This window comes from Streptomyces sp. NPDC055506, from assembly GCF_053643595.1.
Genome location: NZ_JBSHKH010000004.1, coordinates 93,743 through 111,909, shown reverse-complemented (window position 1 = coordinate 111,909; position 18,167 = coordinate 93,743). Strand labels below are relative to the sequence as shown.

15 protein-coding genes are annotated in these 18,167 nt (G+C 70.6%); 11 read left to right on the top strand and 4 right to left on the bottom strand.

Translation table 11 applies throughout. From position 1 onward, the window contains the following. Positions 1–57: 57 nt before the first annotated feature. The 3 genes from ACWIF2_RS02980 to rhaI all read right to left on the bottom strand — a co-directional run bounded on the left by ACWIF2_RS02980 (position 58) and on the right by rhaI (position 4,814). Complete coding sequence (locus ACWIF2_RS02980) at positions 58–1,506, bottom strand: rhamnulokinase (protein ID WP_454358253.1); 1,449 nt, start codon at positions 1,504–1,506, stop codon at positions 58–60. Further along, positions 1,503–3,542: a bifunctional aldolase/short-chain dehydrogenase gene (locus ACWIF2_RS02975; RefSeq protein WP_454358252.1), complete on the bottom strand. Its 2,040-nt coding sequence runs from the start codon at positions 3,540–3,542 to the stop codon at positions 1,503–1,505. The genes ACWIF2_RS02980 and ACWIF2_RS02975 overlap by 4 nt, the downstream gene beginning before the upstream one ends. A 111-nt stretch (positions 3,543–3,653) precedes the next feature. Beyond that, positions 3,654–4,814 carry an L-rhamnose isomerase gene (rhaI, locus tag ACWIF2_RS02970; protein ID WP_454358251.1) on the bottom strand — a complete coding sequence of 387 codons (1,161 nt, stop codon included), beginning with the start codon at positions 4,812–4,814 and terminating at the stop codon, positions 3,654–3,656. Between the two features lie 261 nt (positions 4,815–5,075). On the opposite strand from rhaI, the gene ACWIF2_RS02965 reads away from it, so the two are divergent. From ACWIF2_RS02965 to ACWIF2_RS02915, 11 genes are all read left to right on the top strand, one after another. Then, on the top strand, positions 5,076–6,593 hold the full coding sequence (locus ACWIF2_RS02965; RefSeq protein ID WP_454358250.1) for a sugar ABC transporter ATP-binding protein: 1,518 nt from the start codon (positions 5,076–5,078) through the stop codon (positions 6,591–6,593). Continuing rightward, positions 6,590–7,630 (top strand): ABC transporter permease, encoded by a 1,041-nt coding sequence (locus tag ACWIF2_RS02960; RefSeq protein WP_382577205.1) that lies wholly within the window; start codon positions 6,590–6,592, stop codon positions 7,628–7,630. The genes ACWIF2_RS02965 and ACWIF2_RS02960 overlap by 4 nt, the downstream gene beginning before the upstream one ends. Further along, positions 7,623–8,615, top strand: coding sequence for an ABC transporter permease (locus ACWIF2_RS02955; RefSeq protein ID WP_454358248.1), 993 nt, complete (start codon positions 7,623–7,625; stop codon positions 8,613–8,615). The genes ACWIF2_RS02960 and ACWIF2_RS02955 overlap by 8 nt, the downstream gene beginning before the upstream one ends. An 86-nt stretch (positions 8,616–8,701) precedes the next feature. Then, entirely contained in the window at positions 8,702–9,784 is a 1,083-nt protein-coding gene (gene rhaS / locus ACWIF2_RS02950; RefSeq protein WP_454358247.1) for a rhamnose ABC transporter substrate-binding protein, read from the top strand. 17 nt (positions 9,785–9,801) lie between these two features. Next, complete coding sequence (locus ACWIF2_RS02945; protein WP_215116872.1) at positions 9,802–10,122, top strand: L-rhamnose mutarotase; 321 nt, start codon at positions 9,802–9,804, stop codon at positions 10,120–10,122. Positions 10,123–10,138: 16 nt separating this feature from the next. Next, positions 10,139–11,563 carry a BNR repeat-containing protein gene (locus tag ACWIF2_RS02940; RefSeq protein WP_454358246.1) on the top strand — a complete coding sequence of 475 codons (1,425 nt, stop codon included), beginning with the start codon at positions 10,139–10,141 and terminating at the stop codon, positions 11,561–11,563. 89 nt (positions 11,564–11,652) lie between these two features. Next, complete coding sequence (locus ACWIF2_RS02935) at positions 11,653–12,678, top strand: LacI family DNA-binding transcriptional regulator (RefSeq protein WP_454358245.1); 1,026 nt, start codon at positions 11,653–11,655, stop codon at positions 12,676–12,678. Positions 12,679–12,787: 109 nt separating this feature from the next. Continuing rightward, on the top strand, positions 12,788–14,089 hold the full coding sequence (locus tag ACWIF2_RS02930) for an alpha/beta fold hydrolase (protein ID WP_454358244.1): 1,302 nt from the start codon (positions 12,788–12,790) through the stop codon (positions 14,087–14,089). A 27-nt stretch (positions 14,090–14,116) separates the two neighbouring features. Beyond that, positions 14,117–14,851 (top strand): PIG-L deacetylase family protein, encoded by a 735-nt coding sequence (locus tag ACWIF2_RS02925; RefSeq protein WP_454358243.1) that lies wholly within the window; start codon positions 14,117–14,119, stop codon positions 14,849–14,851. A 23-nt stretch (positions 14,852–14,874) separates the two neighbouring features. After that, positions 14,875–15,768: an RNA polymerase sigma factor SigJ gene (sigJ, locus tag ACWIF2_RS02920; protein WP_454358242.1), complete on the top strand. Its 894-nt coding sequence runs from the start codon at positions 14,875–14,877 to the stop codon at positions 15,766–15,768. Between the two features lie 19 nt (positions 15,769–15,787). Continuing rightward, positions 15,788–16,630 carry a pentapeptide repeat-containing protein gene (locus ACWIF2_RS02915; RefSeq protein ID WP_454358241.1) on the top strand — a complete coding sequence of 281 codons (843 nt, stop codon included), beginning with the start codon at positions 15,788–15,790 and terminating at the stop codon, positions 16,628–16,630. Here ACWIF2_RS02915 and ACWIF2_RS02910 read toward each other — a convergent pair. Further along, positions 16,592–18,088 carry a cytochrome P450 gene (locus tag ACWIF2_RS02910; protein WP_454358240.1) on the bottom strand — a complete coding sequence of 499 codons (1,497 nt, stop codon included), beginning with the start codon at positions 18,086–18,088 and terminating at the stop codon, positions 16,592–16,594. The genes ACWIF2_RS02915 and ACWIF2_RS02910 overlap by 39 nt on opposite strands. Positions 18,089–18,167 lie beyond the last annotated feature (79 nt).

Here is an 18,167-nt window from a genome sequence, read left to right as displayed (position 1 = left end):
GGTCGATCATCGGATGAGTGAAGCGTAGTGCGGGGACAAGACTCGGGGGAGACCCCGTCAGTCCCCGGCGAGCCGGTCCTGCGCGGCGCGCCACCGCTCGGTCCCGCCGCGCGGCTCGTACCGCGTGAGCGGCTGCGTCCGGACGAGCAGCCGCCGCATCCCCTCCAGGTCACCGACCAGACCGTGCGCCCGCGCCTGCACCAGCACGTTGCCCAGGGCGGCGGCCTCCGTCGGCCCGGCGACCACCGGCAGCCCGCAGGCGTCGGCGGTCAGCTGGCACAGCAGCGCGTTGCGCGTACCCCCGCCCACTACATGCACCACGTCGACCGGATGCCCGGCGAGCCGCTGCGCGTCCTGGACCGCCTTGCGGTGGGCGAGGGCGAGGGAGTCGAGGATGCAGCGCGTCACCTCGGCCGGCGACCCGGGCACCGGCTGCCCCGAGGCCCGGCACGCCTCGGCGATCCGCTCGGGCATCCGCCCCGGCGCGAGGAACGCCGCGTCACCCGCATCGACCACCGACCGCAGCGCGGGCACCTTGGAGGCCTCCAGCAGCAGCGCGCCCAGATCCGTCTCGCCCCAGGCCCGCACGCACTCCTGGAGCAGCCACAGCCCCATGATGTTGCGCAGGTACCGGACCGTGCCGTCCAGCCCCAGCTCGTTGGTGAAGTTGGCCGCCCGACTCTCCTCGGTCAGCACCGGAGCGTCCAGTTCGAGACCGGCCAGGGACCAGGTGCCGGTGCAGATGTACGCGAACCGCTCGCCCGACGCCGGTACGGCGGCGACCGCCGACGCGGTGTCGTGCGACCCGACGGCCGTCACCGGCACGGGACCGGTCAGCCCGGTCTCCTCCAGCACCTCCGGCCGCAGCACACCCGCCGGATCCCCAGGCTGCCGCAGCGGCGCGAACAGCCCGAGATCGATGCCCAGCCGCTCCGCGACCCCGTACGCCCAGTCCCGGGTGCGCGGATCGATCAGCTGGGTCGTCGAGGCGTTGGTCAACTCCGTGCCCTGCTCACCGGTCAGCCAGTACGTCAGCAGATCCGGCATCAGCAACAGCCGCCGGGCCCCGTCGAGTTGGGCCGTGGAACGGGCGGCGGTGAGCTGGTACAGGGTGTTGAAGGGCGCGTACTGAAGCCCCGTCGCCGCGTACAGCTCCTCGGCGGGCGCAGTCGCCCACACCTTCTCGGCGACGCCCTCGGTCCGGCTGTCGCGGTAGTGCACCGGGTTGCCCAGCAGCGCCCCGTCGGCATCCAGCAGGCCGTAGTCGACGGCCCAGCTGTCGATGCCGACGGAGTCGACCCTCCCGGCCGCCCGCAGCCCGTCCAGCACGCCCGCGTACAGCCCGAGCACGTCCCAGCGCAGCCCCTCCGGCACCCGCACCGGCCGGTTCGGGAAGCGGTGGGCCTCGCTCAGCTCCAGCGAGTCCGGGCCGACCCGGCCGACCATGACGCGCCCGCTGGACGCGCCGAGGTCGACCGCGGCGTACGACTTCACGGCGGCGCTCATCGCAGGAAGGCGGCCGCGACGCCGGCGTCGACCGGGATGTGCAGCCCGGTGGTGTGGGTCAGGTCCCCGCCGGTCAGCGCGAAAACGGCGTTCGCGACATGCTCCGGCAGCACCTCGCGCTTGAGGATGGTCCGCTGCGCGTAGAACTCACCCAGCTTCTCCTCCTCGACCCCGTACACGGCGGCCCGCTTGGCCCCCCACCCCCCGGCGAAGATCCCGGAGCCGCGCACGACACCGTCCGGGTTGATCCCGTTGACCCGGACCCCGTGCTCGCCCAGCTCGGCGGCGAGCAGCCGCACCTGGTGCGCTTGGTCGGCCTTGGTGGCCGAGTAGGCGATGTTGTTGGGCCCGGCGAACACGGCGTTCTTCGAGGCGATGTAGACGATGTCGCCCCCGAGCCCCTGCGCGATCATCACCCGCGCCGCCTCCCGCGACATCAGGAAGGACCCGCGCGCCATGATGTCGTGCTGGAGGTCCCAGTCCTTGGCGGAGGTCTCCAGCAGCGGCTTGGAGATCGAGATGCCCGCGTTGTTGACGACGAGATCGACTCCGCCGAAGGCCAGCACGGCCGCCCGGAACGCCTCGGCGATCTGCTCCTCGGACGTGACGTCGACCGTCACGGCGACCGCCTTGTCCGGCCCGCCCAGCTCCTCGGCGACGGCCGCGGCGTTCTCACTGTTGAGGTCCGCGACGACCACACACGCGCCCTCGGCCACGAGCCGGTGCGCGATGGCCTTCCCGATCCCACTGCCGGCACCGGTCACCAGCGCGACCCGCGTCGCGAGCGCCTTGGGCTTGGGCATCCGCTGAAGCTTGGCCTCCTCCAGCGCCCAGTACTCGATCCGGAACTTCTCGGACTCCTCGATGGGCGCGTATGTCGAGACGGCCTCGGCGCCCCGCATCACATTGATGGCGTTGACGTAGAACTCCCCGGCCACCCGGGCGGTCTGCTTGTCCTTGCCGAAGCTGAACATGCCCACGCCCGGGACCAGCACGATCGCCGGATCGGCGCCGCGCATCGCGGGGGAGTCGGGCAGGGCGTGCCGCTGGTAGTAGGCGGCGTACTCCTCGCGGTATTCGGCGTGCAGCTCCTTGAGCCGCGCGACGGCCTCGTCGAGCGGAGCGGCCGGCGGCAGGTCCAGCACCAGCGGCCGGACCTTGGTCCGCAGGAAGTGGTCCGGGCAGGAGGTGCCCAGCGCGGCCAGCCGCGGATGCTCGGCGCTCGCCAGGAAGTCGAGGACGACCTCGGAGTCGTTGAAGTGCCCGACCTGAGGCCGGTCCTGGGAAGCGAGGGCGCGCACATACGGCGCGAGCGCGGCGGCCCGCTCCCGGCGCTCACCGGCACTCAGCGCGGCATACCCCTCGATCACCGGCCCGAACGGCTCGGCCTTCCCCCGCTCGGCCAGGAACTTCTCGGCGGTCCGGATGATGTGCAGCGAGTTCCGCTCGCACTCCTCGGAGGTGTCACCCCAGGCCGTGATCCCGTGCCCGCCGAGAACGCACCCGATGGCCTGCGGATTGGCCTCCTTCACGGCGGCGATGTCCAGCCCCAGCTGGAACCCGGGCCGCCGCCACGGCACCCACACCACACTGTCCCCGAAACACTCGGCGGTCAGCTTCTCTCCATCGGCGGCACAGGCGAGCGCGATCCCGGAATCAGGATGCAGATGATCGACATGAGCGGCCTCGACCAGCCCATGCATGGCGGTGTCGATCGAAGGAGCCGCCCCGCCCTTCCCGTGCAGGCAGTAGTCGAACGCGGCGACCATCTCGTCCTCGCGCTCCACCCCCGGATACACCTCGACCAGCGCCCGCATCCGATCCAGCCGCAACACGGCCAGCCCGCCCTCGGTCAACGTCCCGAGATCCCCACCGGACCCCTTGACCCACATCAGCTCGACGTCCCCACCGGTGACGGGGTCGGTCTCGGTGCCCTTGGCGGAGGCATTGCCGCCGGCGTAGTTGGTGTTACGCGGATCGGCCCCGAGCCGATGCGAACGAGCGAGCAGAGCGGCAGCTTCGGGATGGGTTGCCATGGATACGTGTTCCTTTCAAGGGACGGCGGGTGACTCACTCAGGGGCGCGGGGAACTGCGCGACCAGCCACAACCGGCCCGCACCCCGCAGACAACAGAACTCGGCAGACGCTTACGCACCCCACCCCGCCTGCTCCCCACCAACCCGCTCGGCAACGATCTTCTCGGCCCACCCGGACCGCCGGTACGCCGCCATCGGCTCGGGGTCCAACCCCATCTCCTCCCGCACTTCACGAAGCAACGGCCGCACATCCGTGTTGTACGCATCCATCACCACGGCATTGGCCTCAAGAACATCCCCGGCCGCCTGCGCCGCACCCAACGCATCCCCGTCAACAAGCAACGCCTTCGCCGTAGCCTCCTGCACATTCATCACCGACCGAATGATCGCCGGAATCTTCGCCTCGATGTTGTGACACTGATCGAGCATGAACGCGACCTCAGGAGTGAACCCCCCACCCCGAATCACCTCGTACATGATCCGGAACAGCTGGAACGGATCCGCCGCCCCCACCATCAGGTCGTCATCCGCGTAGAACCGCGAATTGAAGTCGAACCCTCCGAGCTTCCCCTCACGCAACAGCGTCGCCACGATGAACTCGATATTGGTCCCCGGCGCGTGATGCCCCGTGTCGACCACGACCTGCGCCTTCGGCCCGAGCTTCAGACAGTGGGCGTACGCCGTCCCCCAGTCCGGAACATCCGTCGTGTAGAACGCCGGCTCGAAGAACTTGTACTCCAGCAGCATCCGCTGCCCCTCGCCCAGCCGCTCGTAGATTTCCGCGAGCCCCTCGGCCAGCCGGTCCTGCCGCCCGCGGATGTCGTCCTGCCCGGGATAGTTCGTCCCGTCGGCGAACCACAGCTTCAGGTCCGTCGACCCCGTGGTGTCCATGATGTCGACGCACTCCAGCAGATGGTCCACGGCCTTCCGCCGCACCGCCGCGTCCGGATGGCAGATGCTCCCGAGCTTGTAGTCGTCGTCCTGGAAGGTGTTGGAGTTGATCGCGCCGAGCCGCACACCACGCCGCTCCGCGTGCTTCGCCAGCGCCGCGTAGTCGTCGACCTTGTCCCACGGGATGTGCAGGGCCACCGTGGGGGCGACCCCGGTGAACTCGTGCACCTTCGCCGCGTCGTCCAGCTTCTCGTACGGATCACGCGGCACGCCCGCCTGCGCGAACACCTTGAACCGGGTGCCCGAGTTCCCGTACGCCCACGACGGCGTCTCGACGGCCTGGGTCTTGAGAGCGGTCTTCGCCGCGGCGAGCTCGGTCACGTCAGGGCTCCTGTGGCATCGGGTCGTAGCGACCACTGAATGAAACGATTCAGGACGCGAAGCTATGGGCCCCCCGAAGGGGTGTCAACCCCTCCGGCCCACACGGTTTCCCGTGACCGGTGCGTGACCTTCTGTCCTCGAAATATTTTCGACCGGTACCCATTGACGTGACATGCGCGGCCCGCCTAACGTCCCGGCAATCCAGTTGAAACCTTTCACGACGCCGAGAGGGCCTCCCGCCGGCGTCGTCGAGGAGCCCTCATGACCCACCCGTCCACCACGGGTCCGGCCCCGGTTCTGGCACTGAGGGACGTGTCCAAGTCCTTCGGCGCGGTCCGCGCGCTGCGGGACGTCTCCCTGGAGCTGTTCCCCGGGGAGGTGCACGCCCTCGCCGGCGAGAACGGCGCCGGCAAGTCCACCCTCATCAAGGCACTCGCCGGAGTGCACCGGCCGGACACCGGCCAGGTGCTGCTCGACGGTGCGCCCGTCGTCTTCAACGGCCCCGGCGACGCCCGCGACGCCGGCATCGCCGTGATCTACCAGGAGCCCACGCTCTTCCCCGACCTGTCGATCGCCGAGAACATCTACATGGGCCGCAGGCCCAAGCGCGCCTTCGGCCGGATCGACCACAAGGCCACGCACAACGCGACGGCCGCCCTCATGGAGCGCCTCGGCGTCGAACTCGACCCCGACCGGCCCGCCCGCGGTCTGTCCATCGCCGACCAGCAGATCGTCGAGATCGCCAAGGCCCTCTCCTTCGACGCCCGCGTCCTGATCATGGACGAGCCGACCGCCGCCCTCACCGGCAGTGAGGTCGCCCGTCTCTTCGGCGTCGTACGCACCCTGCGCGACCAGGGCGCCGCCGTGCTGTTCATCTCCCACCGGCTGGAGGAGATCTTCGAGATCTGCCGACGGGTCACCACCCTGCGCGACGGCGCCTGGATCGCCAGCGAGCCCCTGGACGGCATGACCGAGGACGACCTCGTGCGCCGCATGGTCGGCCGGGACCTCGACGAGCTGTACCCCAAGCAGGACGTGACGCCGGGCGAGGTCGCCCTGAGTGTGCGCCGCCTGACCCGTGAGGGCGTGTTCACCGACGTCTCCTTCGAGGTGCGGCACGGTGAGATCGTCGGCCTCGCCGGGCTCGTCGGCGCCGGCCGTACGGAGGTCGCCCGGGCCGTGTTCGGCATCGACCGCTGGGACGCGGGCGAGGTCTCCGTACAGGGCAGGGCCCTCGTCAACGGCGCCCCCTCCACCGCGATGTCCGCCGGACTCGCCCTGGTCCCCGAGGACCGGCGCGCCCAGGGCCTGGTGATGGACATGTCCATCGAGCGGAACATCGGCCTCACCGGGCTCCGTACGACCGTCAAGGCGGGGCTGATGGACCGCGGCGCCGAGCGCAGCAGGTCCCTCGACTGGGCCGTCAAGCTCCAGGTGAAGTACGCCCGGATCGCCGACACCGTCAACACCCTGTCCGGCGGCAACCAGCAGAAGGTCGTGCTCGCCAAGTGGCTGGCCACCGGCCCCAGGGTGCTGATCGTCGACGAGCCGACCCGGGGCATCGACGTCGGCACCAAGGCCGAGGTGCACCGGCTGCTGTCCCAGCTGGCCGCCGACGGCGTGGCCGTCCTGATGATCTCCTCCGACCTGCCCGAGATCCTCGGCATGGCCGACCGCGTGCTGGTGATGCACGAGGGCCGCCTCACCGCCGAGATACCGCGCTCCGACGCCACCGAGGAAACCGTGATGGCCGCAGCCACCGGGAGGGCCGCCGCATGACGGTAGTCACTCCCCGAGAGGCCCCCGTGGCCGACGTGCCCAAGTCGAGCGGCACACGGCTGGTCGACCGGGTCTTCAAGATGCGCGAACTCGCCATCCTGGTCGTCTTCCTGGTGATGATCGCCGTCACCCAGGCCGGCAACAGCGAGTTCCTGTCCGAGCAGGGCATCAAGGACCTGCTGCTGAACGCGACGATCCTGGTGCTGGTCGCCACGGGCCAGTCCCTGGTGGTCATCACGAGGAACGTCGACCTGTCCGTCGGATCCACGCTCGGCATCAGCGCCTTCGCCGCCGGAACGTATCTCCAGGGCGGCGGCAACCCGGTCGTGGCGATCGCGCTGGCCGTCCTGCTCGGTATCGGCTTCGGACTGCTCAACGGGCTGCTCGTCAGCCTGGGCCAGGTGCCCGCGCTCGTCGTCACCCTCGGCACGCTCTACATCATCCGCGGCATCGACTCCATCTGGGTCGGCTCGCGCCAGATCACCGCGGCCGATCTGCCCGGCGGATTCGTCGACTTCGGCTCCGGCGGCATCTGGGCGGTGCCGTACCTGGCGCTGATCGCCCTGGCGGTGCTGGTGGCGACGGCGTACTACCTCAAGCACTACGGCAGCGGACGCGAGCTCTACGCCCTCGGCTCCAACCCGGAGGCCGCCCGGCTCGCCGGCATCCCCGTCCGCAAACGGATCCTCGCCGCGTACACCTTCTGCGGCGCCCTCGCCGGACTCGCCGGCGCGATGTACCTCGCCCGGTTCGGCAACGTCGACTCCGGCACCGGCAACGGCTACGAACTGACCGTCGTCAGCGCCGTCGTGGTCGGCGGCGTCGTCTTCACCGGCGGCTCCGGCAGCGTCTATGGCGCGGCCCTCGGCGCGCTGCTGCTGACCTCCATCAACAGTGTGCTGCCCGCCCTCGGTGTCAGCTCGGTCTGGGTGCTCGCCATCAACGGCATCCTGCTCATCCTCGCGATCGCGGTCGACCGGGTCGTCGCGCTGCGCGTGGCCTCCGCCCTGAAGAAGAGGAACGCCCGCCATGGCTGACATCTCCCTGAGCCGAGCGATCCGCTGGTCCGCCTTGAAAAGGTGGGATTCCGCCGTCGGTGCCCTGCTCGTCGTGGTGCTGCTGTTCTCCTTCGGGTTCGTCGACGGATTCGGCAACGCGCTCAACCTGTCCTTCCTGATCGGCAACACGCTTCCGATCGCGCTGATCGCCCTGCCGATGACCCTGCTGGTGGTGTCCGGGGAGATCGACCTGTCGGTCGCCTCGACGGCGGGTCTGTCGGGTGCCGTGATGGGGGCCCTGTGGAACCAGGGCATGGCCATCGAGACGATCATCCCGATCTGCCTGCTCCTCGGTGTGGTGTGCGGGCTGATCAACGGTCTGCTGGTGACCAGGCTCGGGCTGCCGTCCCTCGCCGTCACCATCGGCACCCTCGCCGCGTACCGGGGTATCGCGCAGATCGTGCTCGGGTCCGACGCGGTGACCGACTTCCCCACGCAGTACCTGGACTTCGCGGCCGGGCGTCTCGGCGACACGTTCATCCCGTACGCCTTCCTGCCGTTCCTCGTCCTGCTCGCCATCGCCGTGGTCGCGCTGCACGCCACGCCGTTCGGGCGGTCGTTGTTCGCGATCGGGGCGAGTGAGGAGGCGGCGCGGTTCGCCGGTATCCGCGTCAAGCGGCAGAAGCTGCTCCTGTTCACGCTGACCGGGCTGATGGCTTCCCTGACTGGCATCTTCTGGGCCCTGCACTACGCGAGCGCGCGCTATGACAACGCGACGGGGCTCGAACTGTCGGTTGTGGCGGCGGTGTTGCTCGGCGGGGTCGACTTCGACGGGGGCAAGGGCACGTTGGGCGGTGCGATCGCCGGGGTGTTTCTGCTCGGGGCGCTGCAGAACGTGATGAGCCTTCAGGATGTCTCGGCGCAGTCGCAGATCGTCGTGACCGGTGTGTTGCTTGTGCTTTCCGTTCTTGGGCCGCGGGTGGTTCGGCAGATCGCCGTGTTGCGTGCTCAATCGTCCGGCTGACCGCCTGTCTGTGGTTGTTCGCGCAGTTCCCCGCGCCCCTAAGAAACAAAGGCGCGTCTCACTCACCTTCGTCAAAGGAAACCGTCATGCCTAAGACAACCCTCCGCCGCAGCTGCGCGGTGCTCGCCACTGCCACCTCGCTCGCCCTGGCCCTCACCGCCTGCGGCGGGACCACCAAGAAGGACGTCGCGAGCGAAGGAGGTTCCGCCGCCACCGCCGGCAAGGCCGATCCGAACGCGGCCACCAAGAAGGGGCTCACCGTCGGGTTCCTGCCCAAGCAGGTCAACAACCCTTACTTCACCTCCGCCGACAAGGGCGGCGAGAAGGCGCTGAAGGAGCTCGGCTCCAGCTACAAGGAGGTCGGTCCCTCCAGCGCCACCGACACCGCCGGGCAGGTCAGCTACGTCAACACGCTCACCCAGCAGCAGGTCGACGCGATGGCCGTCTCCGCCCAGGACCCGGGCGCCCTGTGCACCGCGCTCAAGCAGGCCATGAAGAACGGCATCAAGGTCGTCACCTACGACTCCGACACCACGGCCGACTGCCGCAACGCCTTCGTCTCGCAGGCCTCCGCCGAGGACCTGGGCCGTACCGAGGTGCAGCTGCTCGCCAAGCAGCTCGACTACAAGGGCGAGATCGCGATCCTGTCCGCCGCGCAGACCGCGACGAACCAGAACACCTGGATCGACTTCATGAAGGACGAGCTGAAGAAGCCCGAGTACAAGAACATGAAGCTGGTGAAGACCGCGTACGGCAACGACGACGCCCAGCAGTCCTTCCAGCAGACCCAGGGCCTGCTCCAGGAGTACCCGAACCTGAAGGGGATCATCTCCCCGACCACCGTCGGCATCAAGGCCGCCGCCCAGTACCTGTCGGGCTCCAAGTACAAGGGCAAGGTCAAGCTGACCGGCCTCGGTACCCCGAACGACATGCGCAAGTACGTCAAGAACGGCACCGTCGAGGCGTTCGAGCTGTGGGACCCGGCCAAGCTCGGCGAGCTGGCCGCCCGTACCGCCGTCGCCCTGTCCTCCGGGCAGATCACCGGCAAGGAGGGCGAGACCTTCAAGGCCGGCTCGATGGGCGAGTACACCATCGGCAAGGACGGCGTGATCAGCCTCGGCAAGCCGACCGTGTTCGACGCCAAGAACATCGACCAGTTCAACTTCTAGTCCCCGGAGGGTTGTTGATGCAGCGCGTGTGCTTCCTGCTGAAGGTCAGGGCGGACCGTCTCGACGAGTACCGCGAGCGGCACGCCACCGTGTGGCCCGAGATGCGCCAGGCGCTCTCGGACACCGGCTGGCACAACTACTCGCTCTTCCTGCGCGAGGACGGGCTGCTCGTCGGCTATCTGGAGACCGAGGACTTCGCGGCCGCCCTGGCCGGGATGGAAGCCACCGACGTCAACGCCCGCTGGCAGGCGGAGATGGCGCCGTTCTTCGAGTCGCTGGACGGCGCCCGGCCCGACGAGGCCATGAAACCGCTCACGGAAGTGTTCCACCTCGTATGACGATGGAGTCCATGAGATGCACAGACGCACGCTGCTGGCCGCCGCCCTCGCCGAAGCCGTGGTGACCCCCGCCCTCGCCTCCGGCACCGCCCGGGCCGCCGACCCCGGCCCCTCGGTCACCCGGACCGGCACCACCACGCTCGACAGCCAGGCCGTCTTCTTCGTGTCGTACGACGGACTGGTCAACAACAACGCGTTCCAGAAGAACGGCCTGCTCACCTACAAGGGCTACCAGTACGCCGTCTGGTACACGGCCGACCGCAACGCCGTCGTCGGCCGCCGCGCCCTCGGGGCGAGCACCTGGTCGACCGTGAAGGTCGGGCACACCCTGCGGTACGACGACTCCCACAACGTCATCTCCATGGGCGTCTCCAGGACCGACGGCCGGCTGCACCTCAACATGGACTCCCACAGCGACGGCTTCACCTACGTCAAGTCGGTCGCCGGGCTGATGGACAACCCCGGCGGGCTGAGCTGGACCGCCGCCCGTTTCGGGGCGCCGCAGTCCACCCTCGACGGGCTGGCGCTGACCTCGCAGTTCACCTACCCGCAGTTCGTCTCCACGCCCGAGGGCCGGCTCCAGCTGAGCTACCGCGTCGCCGTCTCCGGCAACGGCCGCAACGCGCTCGCCGAGTACGACGGCACCAAGTGGACCAACCTCGGCGAATGGTCCGCCTCCACGGGGACCTACACCAGCGAGCACGGCTCCTCGACCGCCCGCAACATGTACCTGCACGGCATCGACTACGACCGGAACGGCCGGCTGCACTCCTTCTTCACCTGGCGCGAGCAGAACGGCGCCGTGATGTGCGACGGCGGCGGCATCAGCAACCACGACACCGGCTACGTCTACTCCGACGACCGGGGCCGCACCTGGCGCAACAACGCCGGCGCCGTCGTCGGCACGACCGGCGGCTCCGACAAGGTGTCCGTGAACGACACCGGCCTGGTCGTCGACCCGCTGAACGCGGACCACTCCCTGATGAACCAGGAGAGCCAGTTCACCGACTCCGCGGGCCGGCCGCACGCGATCATCTCCTACGTCCCCGGCCGCTTCGGACAGTGCACCACGAACTACGTCGCGAACCGGACCGCCGACGGCCGCGCCTTCCACGTCCGCAGGAACGCCTCCGGCACCTGGCAGAAGACCGAGATCCCGGTCCCGCTGAACTCCAGCCAGCGCACCAAGCTGCTCCTGGACAAGTACGACAACGCGTACGCGGTCTTCCCCTTCGGCCGGATCGCCGGCGCCTCCGCGGCCTCCGGGTACACCGACTGGAGGATCCTGTTCGACGGCAGCGGCCTCAACGCCTTCGGCGAGGTCGTCATCGACGAGACACGGGCCGCGCAGGACGGGGTGCTGTCCTTCATGTACCAGGAGAAATCCAGCGGTACGACGCCCTCGGCGCTGCACGTCATCGACTTCCGGCTGCCCGCCTGACCGGACCCGGTCGCCGGGGCGGCATGCCGGTAATGTGAAGCCGCTCCGGCCCCCGCCCCCTCTTTCCCCCTTCTGGAGGTCCCTGTCCGATGTCCCAGTCGGTGGGTATCAAGGACGTCGCCCGTGCCGCCGGAGTCTCCGTCGGCACGGTGTCGAACGTGATCAACCGCCCGGACACGGTCGCGACCGAGACCCGGGCCCGCGTGCAGTCCGCGATAGACCGGCTCGGCTACGTCCGCAGCGAGTCCGCGCGTCAGCTGCGCGCGGGCCGCAGCCGGATCATGGGGCTGCTCGTCCTCGACATGGGCAACCCCTTCTTCGTCGACGTGGCACGAGGCGCCGAGCGTGCCGCCCGTCAGGCCGGACTCGGCGTGATGGTCTGCAACAGCGCCCAGAACCCGGGGGAGGAAGCCGACTATCTCTCCCTCTTCGCCGAGCAGCGTGTGCGCGGCGTGCTGCTCACCCCCGCCGACGCGACGGGGCGCAACATCGAGGCCTTCCGGCGGCACGGCATCCCGTTCGTCCTGGTCGACCGGGTCGCCGAGGGCACCACAGAGTGCTCGGTCTCCGTCGACGACGTCGCGGGCGGCGCCCTGGCCGTACGCCATCTCGTCGACGCCGGGCACCGCTCGATCGCGTACGTCAGCGGCCCGCCCGGCCTCAACCAGGTCCGCGACCGGCGCACGGGCGCCCTGGAGGCGCTCGCCGAGGCAGGGCTCGGCCCCGAGGCGCTGCGCGAGCTGCCCACCGAACGGCTGGACGTCGCCGCGGGCCGCGACGCCGGAGCCCGGCTGCTCGGCCTCGCCGACCGGCCGACCGCCGTGTTCTGCGCCAACGACCTGCTCGCCCTCGGCGTCCTGCAGGCCATGTACGCGGCGGGCGTGGGTGTCCCCGACGACCTCGCCATCGTCGGCTACGACGACATCGAGTTCGCGGCCGCGGCGGCCGTCCCGCTCACCTCCGTACGGCAGCCCGCCGTCACCATGGGCGCCATGGCGGCCGACCTGCTCCTGGAGGAGACGGAGGCGGAGGGCGCGGTGAAGCCGCACGAGCACCGACGGGTCGTCCTCCAGCCGGAGCTGGTGGTCCGACGCTCCAGTCTCTCTGCCCGCTGAGCCTGAACGTCCGTTCAGGAAGGTTTCATGATCCGAAGGGCCCGCCCGCGGACGTTCCCTGTGATGAACTGGGACGCGGTCCGAAAATCCGTCCGTCCCGGGAGCCCTGTTGACCGTCAGCTACCGCCAGCCCGGAGTCGTCCTCACCGACCGTCGCTTCACCGTCCCCCTCGACCACGACCACCCCGAGGGCGACACGATCGAGCTGTACGCCCGCGAGGTCGTGGCGAGTGACAAGGCCCACCAGGAGCTGCCCTGGCTGCTCTATCTGCAGGGCGGTCCCGGCTTCGGCGCGGACCGCTCCGTCGGCAGGCCCGGCTGGCTGGGCAGGGCCCTGAAGGAGTTCCGCGTCCTGCTCCTCGACCAGCGCGGCACCGGTCACTCCACGCCCGCCAACCGGCAGACGCTCCCGCTGCGCGGCGGCCCCGCCGAGCAGGCCGACTACCTCACCCGGTTCCGCGCCGACTCGATCGTCCGCGACTGCGAGGCCATCCGCCCGCTGGTCACGGGCGGCGCGCCCTGGACCGTCCTCGGCCAGAGCTTCGGCGGCTTCTGCGCGACCAGCTACCTCTCCCTCGCCCCCGAGGGCCTGGCCACCGCGGTGATCACCGGCGGGCTGCCCGCCCTGGACGCCCACGCCGACGACGTCTACCGGGCCGCCTTCCCACGCATCGAACGCAAGGTCGCCGCCCACTACGCCCGGTACCCGCAGGACGCCGAGCGCGCCCGCCGGGTCGCCGACCACCTGCTGACCCACGACGTGGTCCTGCCGAACGGCTACCGGCTCACCGTCGAGGCGTTCCAGTCCCTCGGCATCCTCCTCGGCACCGGCGACGGCACCCACCGCCTCCACTACCTCCTGGAGGACGCCTTCGTCCGCACCCCGCAGGGCTTCACCCTGTCCGACGCCTTCCAGGAGCAGGCGCAGGGCATGCTGTCCTACGCCCGCCACCCGCTGTACGCGCTCGTCCACGAGTCGATCTACGGCCAGGACGGCCGGCCCACCGACTGGTCGGCCGAGCGGGTCCGAGCCGAGTTCCCGCAGTTCGACGCCGCCAAGGCACTCGCGGGCGACGAGCCGCTGCTGTTCACCGGCGAGTCGATCCACCCCTGGATGTTCGACTGCGACCCGGCCCTGCGGCCCCTGCGCGAGACCGCCGACCTGCTCGCCGCCCGCACCGACTGGACGCCCCTGTACGACGCTGCCCGCCTGGCCACCAACAAGGTGCCGGTCGTCGCGGCCGTCTACCACGACGACATGTACGTCGACACGGCCCACTCCCTGCGGACCGCCCGCACCATCCGCGGCCTGCGCACCTGGATCACGGACGAGTTCGAGCACGACGGCGTGCGCACCGGCGGCACGCGTGTCCTGGACCGGCTGCTGGCCATGGCGCGTGACGAGGCCTGAGACGGGTCCCCGGACTAGTCTGCGGACATGACGACCACTCAACTCCAGCCCATGCCCGAAGACTGGCGGCGTGCCCTCGCGGTCGTGGCCCACCCGGACGACCTCGAGTACGGCTGCTCGGCGGCGATCGCGGCCTGGACCGACGGGGGCCGCGAGGTCGCCTATGTGCTGGCGACCCGGGGCGAGGCGGGCATCGACACCCTGGAGCCGGAGAAGTGCGGGCCCCTCCGGGAGCGCGAGCAGCGGGCCAGCGCGGCGGTGGTCGGCGTCTCGGCCGTGGAGTTCCTCGACCACAAGGACGGCGTCATCGAGTACGGCACCGCCCTGCGCCGTGACATCGCCGCCGCGATCCGCCGGCACCGGCCCGAGCTGGTCATCACGCTCAACCACCGGGACACCTGGGGCGGCGTCGCCTGGAACACCCCGGACCATGTCGCCGTCGGCCGTGCCACGCTCGACGCGGCCGGCGACGCCGGCAACCGGTGGATCTTCCAGGAACTCGTCGAGCAGGGCCTCGAGCCGTGGGACGGAGTGCGCTGGGTCGCCGTCGCCGGTTCCTCCACACCCACACACGCCGCCGACGCGACGTCCGGCCTGGAGCGCGCGGTGGCCTCGCTGCTCGAACACCGCAGCTACATCGAGGCACTGACCGACCAGGACCCGGAGACTTACGTCCGCGGCTTCCTGACCAAGCACGCCGAGGCCACGGGCGAGCGCTTCGGGGGCAGGCCGGCGGTGGCGTTCGAACTGTTCAGCAGATGACTCGACGGAGTACGGGGGAGACCATGACAGGCAGCGCGGAACTGGCCGACCGGTTCGAGGAGCACCGCGGGCGGCTCAAGGCCGTGGCCTACCGCATGCTCGGCTCCCTGGTCGAGGCGGAGGACGCCGTCCAGGAGACTTGGCTGAAGCTCAGCCGCACCGACGTGGACGACATCCAGAACCTCGGCGGCTGGCTCACCACGGTGACCGGCCGGGTCTGCCTGGACCTGCTGCGCTCGCGCACCGCACGCCGCGAGGAGCCGATGGGCGACGCCTTCGTCCCGGACCCGGTGCTCAGGCCCCTCACCCACCTCGACCCGGCGGAGGAGGTGCTCCAGGCCGACTCGGTCGGTCTGGCCCTGCTGGTCGTCCTGGAGAACCTGGAGCCCGCCGAACGGCTCGCGTTCGTGCTGCACGACATGTTCGCCGTGCCGTTCGACGACATCGCGCCGGTCGTGGAGCGCAGCACGGCCGCGACCCGGCAGCTGGCGAGCCGCGCCCGGCGCCGGGTCCGCGGCGCCACGCCCTCGGCCGAGCCGGACCTCGGCCGGCAGAAGGAGGTGCTCGACGCCTTCCTCGCCGCCTCGCGCGGCGGCGACTTCGAGGCGCTGCTCGCGCTGCTGCACCCGGATGTGGTGCTGCGGGCCGACTCGGGTGCCCTCGTACGGGGCGCGGCCGCGTCCAAGGTCGTCCAGGGCGCGAAGACGGTGGCGGAGCAGGCGCTCATGTTCGCCCGGTACGCGACGTCCGCGCGGCTGGTGCTGGTCAACGGCTCGGTAGGCCTCCTCCACGCACCCGAAGGGCGCGTGCAGTCGGTCATGGGTGTCACCATCGCCGACGGCCGGATCACCGGCATGTACATCCTGGCCGACCCGGAGCGGCTGGAGCGTCTGGAGGTGCCCGGACTCACGGGCTGACCGGCGTTCTTCGTTTCGTATGCTGAACGTCATGCGAGATCACCAAGCCGCGCGAGCGGAACTGCGCGGCGACTGCGAGCGGTGCTTCGGGCTGTGCTGCGTCGCCCTGCCCTTCGCGCGGTCGGCCGACTTCGCGGTCGACAAGGACGCCGGTACGCCCTGCCGCAACCTCCAGGACGACCACCGCTGCGGCATCCACGCCAGACTGCGGCAGAAAGGGTTCACCGGCTGCACCGTCTACGACTGCTTCGGCGCCGGACAGCAGGTCTCGCAGATCACCTTCGGCGGGCGGGACTGGAGGTCCGGGCCTCCGGAGCACGCCCGCCGCATGTTCGACGTGTTCCCGGTCGTCCGGCAGTTGCACGAGCTGCTGTGGTACCTGACCGAGGCGCTGGCCCTGCCCGCGGCCCGCCCGGTCCACGCCGAGCTGCGCGAGGCGCTGGAGAAGACCCGGGAGCTCACCGACGGGAGCCCCGAGGAGCTCGCCGGGCTGGACGTGGCGGCGCACCGCCAGGAGATCAACGTCCTGCTGCTGAGGACGAGCGAACTGGCCAGGGCCGGCACCCGGGGCCGTAAGAAGGACCGCCGGGGCGCGGACCTCATGGGCGCCCGGCTCAAGGGCGCCGACCTGCGCGGCGCAAGTCTTCGCGGCGCCTACCTCATCGCCGCCGACCTCACCGGCGCGGACCTCAGGGGCGCCGACCTGATCGGCGCCGACCTGCGCGACGCGGATCTCACCGACGCGGACCTGACCGGGGCGTTCTTCCTCACCCAGCCGCAGCTCAACGCGGCCCGGGGGAGTGCCGGGACCCGGCTGCCGGAGTCAGTCACCCGCCCCGGGCACTGGACAGCGCAGGTCTGACGCCGGCTCCCGCACCGGGGTCCGCCGCTCCGGGTGCAGCCGCAGGCCCTCCGGCATCAGCGTCAGCCGTTCCGTGACGCGCAGCCGGTAGGCCGGGTCGGACCGCAGCTCGTAGCGGCGCAGCAGCAGACCGAGGACCAACGTCGCCTCGTGCAGCGCGAACTGGCGCCCGATGCACGCCCGCGCCCCCGTCCCGAATGGCTTGAAGGTGTGCGGGGCTCGGGACCGTACGGCCGACGCGTCGAAACGGTCCGGGTCGAAGCGCTCGGCGTCCGCGCCCCACACCTCCGGGTCCCGGTGCAGCATCGGCGTCAGCACCAGTGTCCACGCCCCGCGCAGCATGGGATGCTCCCCGGCCAGCACCGTGTCCTGACGTGCCTCCCGGGCGAAGGCGGGCGCGGTGGGCCACAGCCGCAGCGACTCGTCCAGCACCCGGCGGACGTAGCGCAGCCTGGCCACCTGCTCATAGGCCGGCTCCGCCGCGTCGCCCCACACCCGGTCCACCTCGGCGCGGGCCCGGGCCGCCGCCTCGGGGTGCCGGGAGAGGTAGTGCAGGGCGAAGGAGAGCGCGCCCGATGTCGTCTCGTGGCCCGCGACGAGGAAGGTGATCACCTGACGGCGCACGTTCTCCGGCGAGAGCCGCTCCCCGGTCTCCGGATGGGCCGTCTCCAGCATCCTGTCCAGCAGGTCGCCCTCGCCGCCGCCGTTCGCGCGCCGGGCCCGGACCAACTCGTCGACCGTGCTGTTGAGGTGGGCGATGTCGGCCGCGTTGCGGCGGCTCGCGCTCCGCAGCAGCAGCGGGGCCAGCGGGAAGGGCACGGTGTTGAGCCGCTGCGCGTAGGTCAGCGTCCCGACCATCGCGGTCACGAAGGGATGCGGCCGGGAGCGCTCGAACGACCCGAAGTCGTGCCCGAAGCCGGTGCGGGCGATCGTCTCCAGCGTCAGCTTGGTCATGTCGCCGGGCACGTCCACCGACCGGCCCGTCGCCGCGGCCCGGTCCCAGTGCTCCGTCAGCCGCCGGGCGACATCCAGCATCATCGGGTGGTAGCCGGCCATGGCCTCGCGGCTGAACCCCGGGGCGAGCACGTCGTGCGCCAGCTGCCAGTTCGGCTCGTGGTTGTACGCAGTGAAGAGGCCGTCCCCGGCGACCGGCCGGAGGTTGGCGATGCCGAGCCCCACGTGCTTGGCGAACCTCGACTCGTCCGCCAGATCGGCCGCGTGCCGGGCGCCCCACACGAACACGAACTCCTTGCCGAAGGCCTTCCGCCGGAAGACCGGACCCAGCTGCCGGGCGTACCGCAGCGAGTCCTGCAGGGGAGTGCGCCGGTTCACGCCCACCACGTCACCGAGCAGCGGGATCCGGCGCGGCGGATGCGGAATGCGGTCCAGCTCGGGCCAGCCCAGCTCGGCACTCCGGAACCCCTTGGGCCCTGATGCCCGTATCGGCGCCTCCGTCATGACGCGATCTCCCTTGATCCGGCGGCGGGTTCGCACGTGTTGTACGTGAGTTCAATAGCGCGGTCAGTCTGGTCCCGTT

What these genes read in the sequence shown, in the direction of transcription:
- ACWIF2_RS02965 (WP_454358250.1), top strand. Translation starts at nt 5,076, where the DNA reads ATGACCCACCCGTCCACCACGGGTCCGGCCCCGGTTCTGGCACTGAGG.
- ACWIF2_RS02925 (WP_454358243.1), top strand. Translation starts at nt 14,117, where the DNA reads ATGACGACCACTCAACTCCAGCCCATGCCCGAAGACTGGCGGCGTGCC.
- rhaS (WP_454358247.1), top strand. Translation starts at nt 8,702, where the DNA reads ATGCCTAAGACAACCCTCCGCCGCAGCTGCGCGGTGCTCGCCACTGCC.
- ACWIF2_RS02960 (WP_382577205.1), top strand. Translation starts at nt 6,590, where the DNA reads ATGACGGTAGTCACTCCCCGAGAGGCCCCCGTGGCCGACGTGCCCAAG.
- ACWIF2_RS02975 (WP_454358252.1), bottom strand. Translation starts at nt 3,542, where the DNA reads ATGGCAACCCATCCCGAAGCTGCCGCTCTGCTCGCTCGTTCGCATCGG.
- ACWIF2_RS02945 (WP_215116872.1), top strand. Translation starts at nt 9,802, where the DNA reads ATGCAGCGCGTGTGCTTCCTGCTGAAGGTCAGGGCGGACCGTCTCGAC.
- sigJ (WP_454358242.1), top strand. Translation starts at nt 14,875, where the DNA reads ATGACAGGCAGCGCGGAACTGGCCGACCGGTTCGAGGAGCACCGCGGG.
- ACWIF2_RS02955 (WP_454358248.1), top strand. Translation starts at nt 7,623, where the DNA reads ATGGCTGACATCTCCCTGAGCCGAGCGATCCGCTGGTCCGCCTTGAAA.
- ACWIF2_RS02910 (WP_454358240.1), bottom strand. Translation starts at nt 18,088, where the DNA reads ATGACGGAGGCGCCGATACGGGCATCAGGGCCCAAGGGGTTCCGGAGT.
- ACWIF2_RS02940 (WP_454358246.1), top strand. Translation starts at nt 10,139, where the DNA reads ATGCACAGACGCACGCTGCTGGCCGCCGCCCTCGCCGAAGCCGTGGTG.
- ACWIF2_RS02915 (WP_454358241.1), top strand. Translation starts at nt 15,788, where the DNA reads ATGCTGAACGTCATGCGAGATCACCAAGCCGCGCGAGCGGAACTGCGC.
- ACWIF2_RS02935 (WP_454358245.1), top strand. Translation starts at nt 11,653, where the DNA reads ATGTCCCAGTCGGTGGGTATCAAGGACGTCGCCCGTGCCGCCGGAGTC.
- ACWIF2_RS02980 (WP_454358253.1), bottom strand. Translation starts at nt 1,506, where the DNA reads ATGAGCGCCGCCGTGAAGTCGTACGCCGCGGTCGACCTCGGCGCGTCC.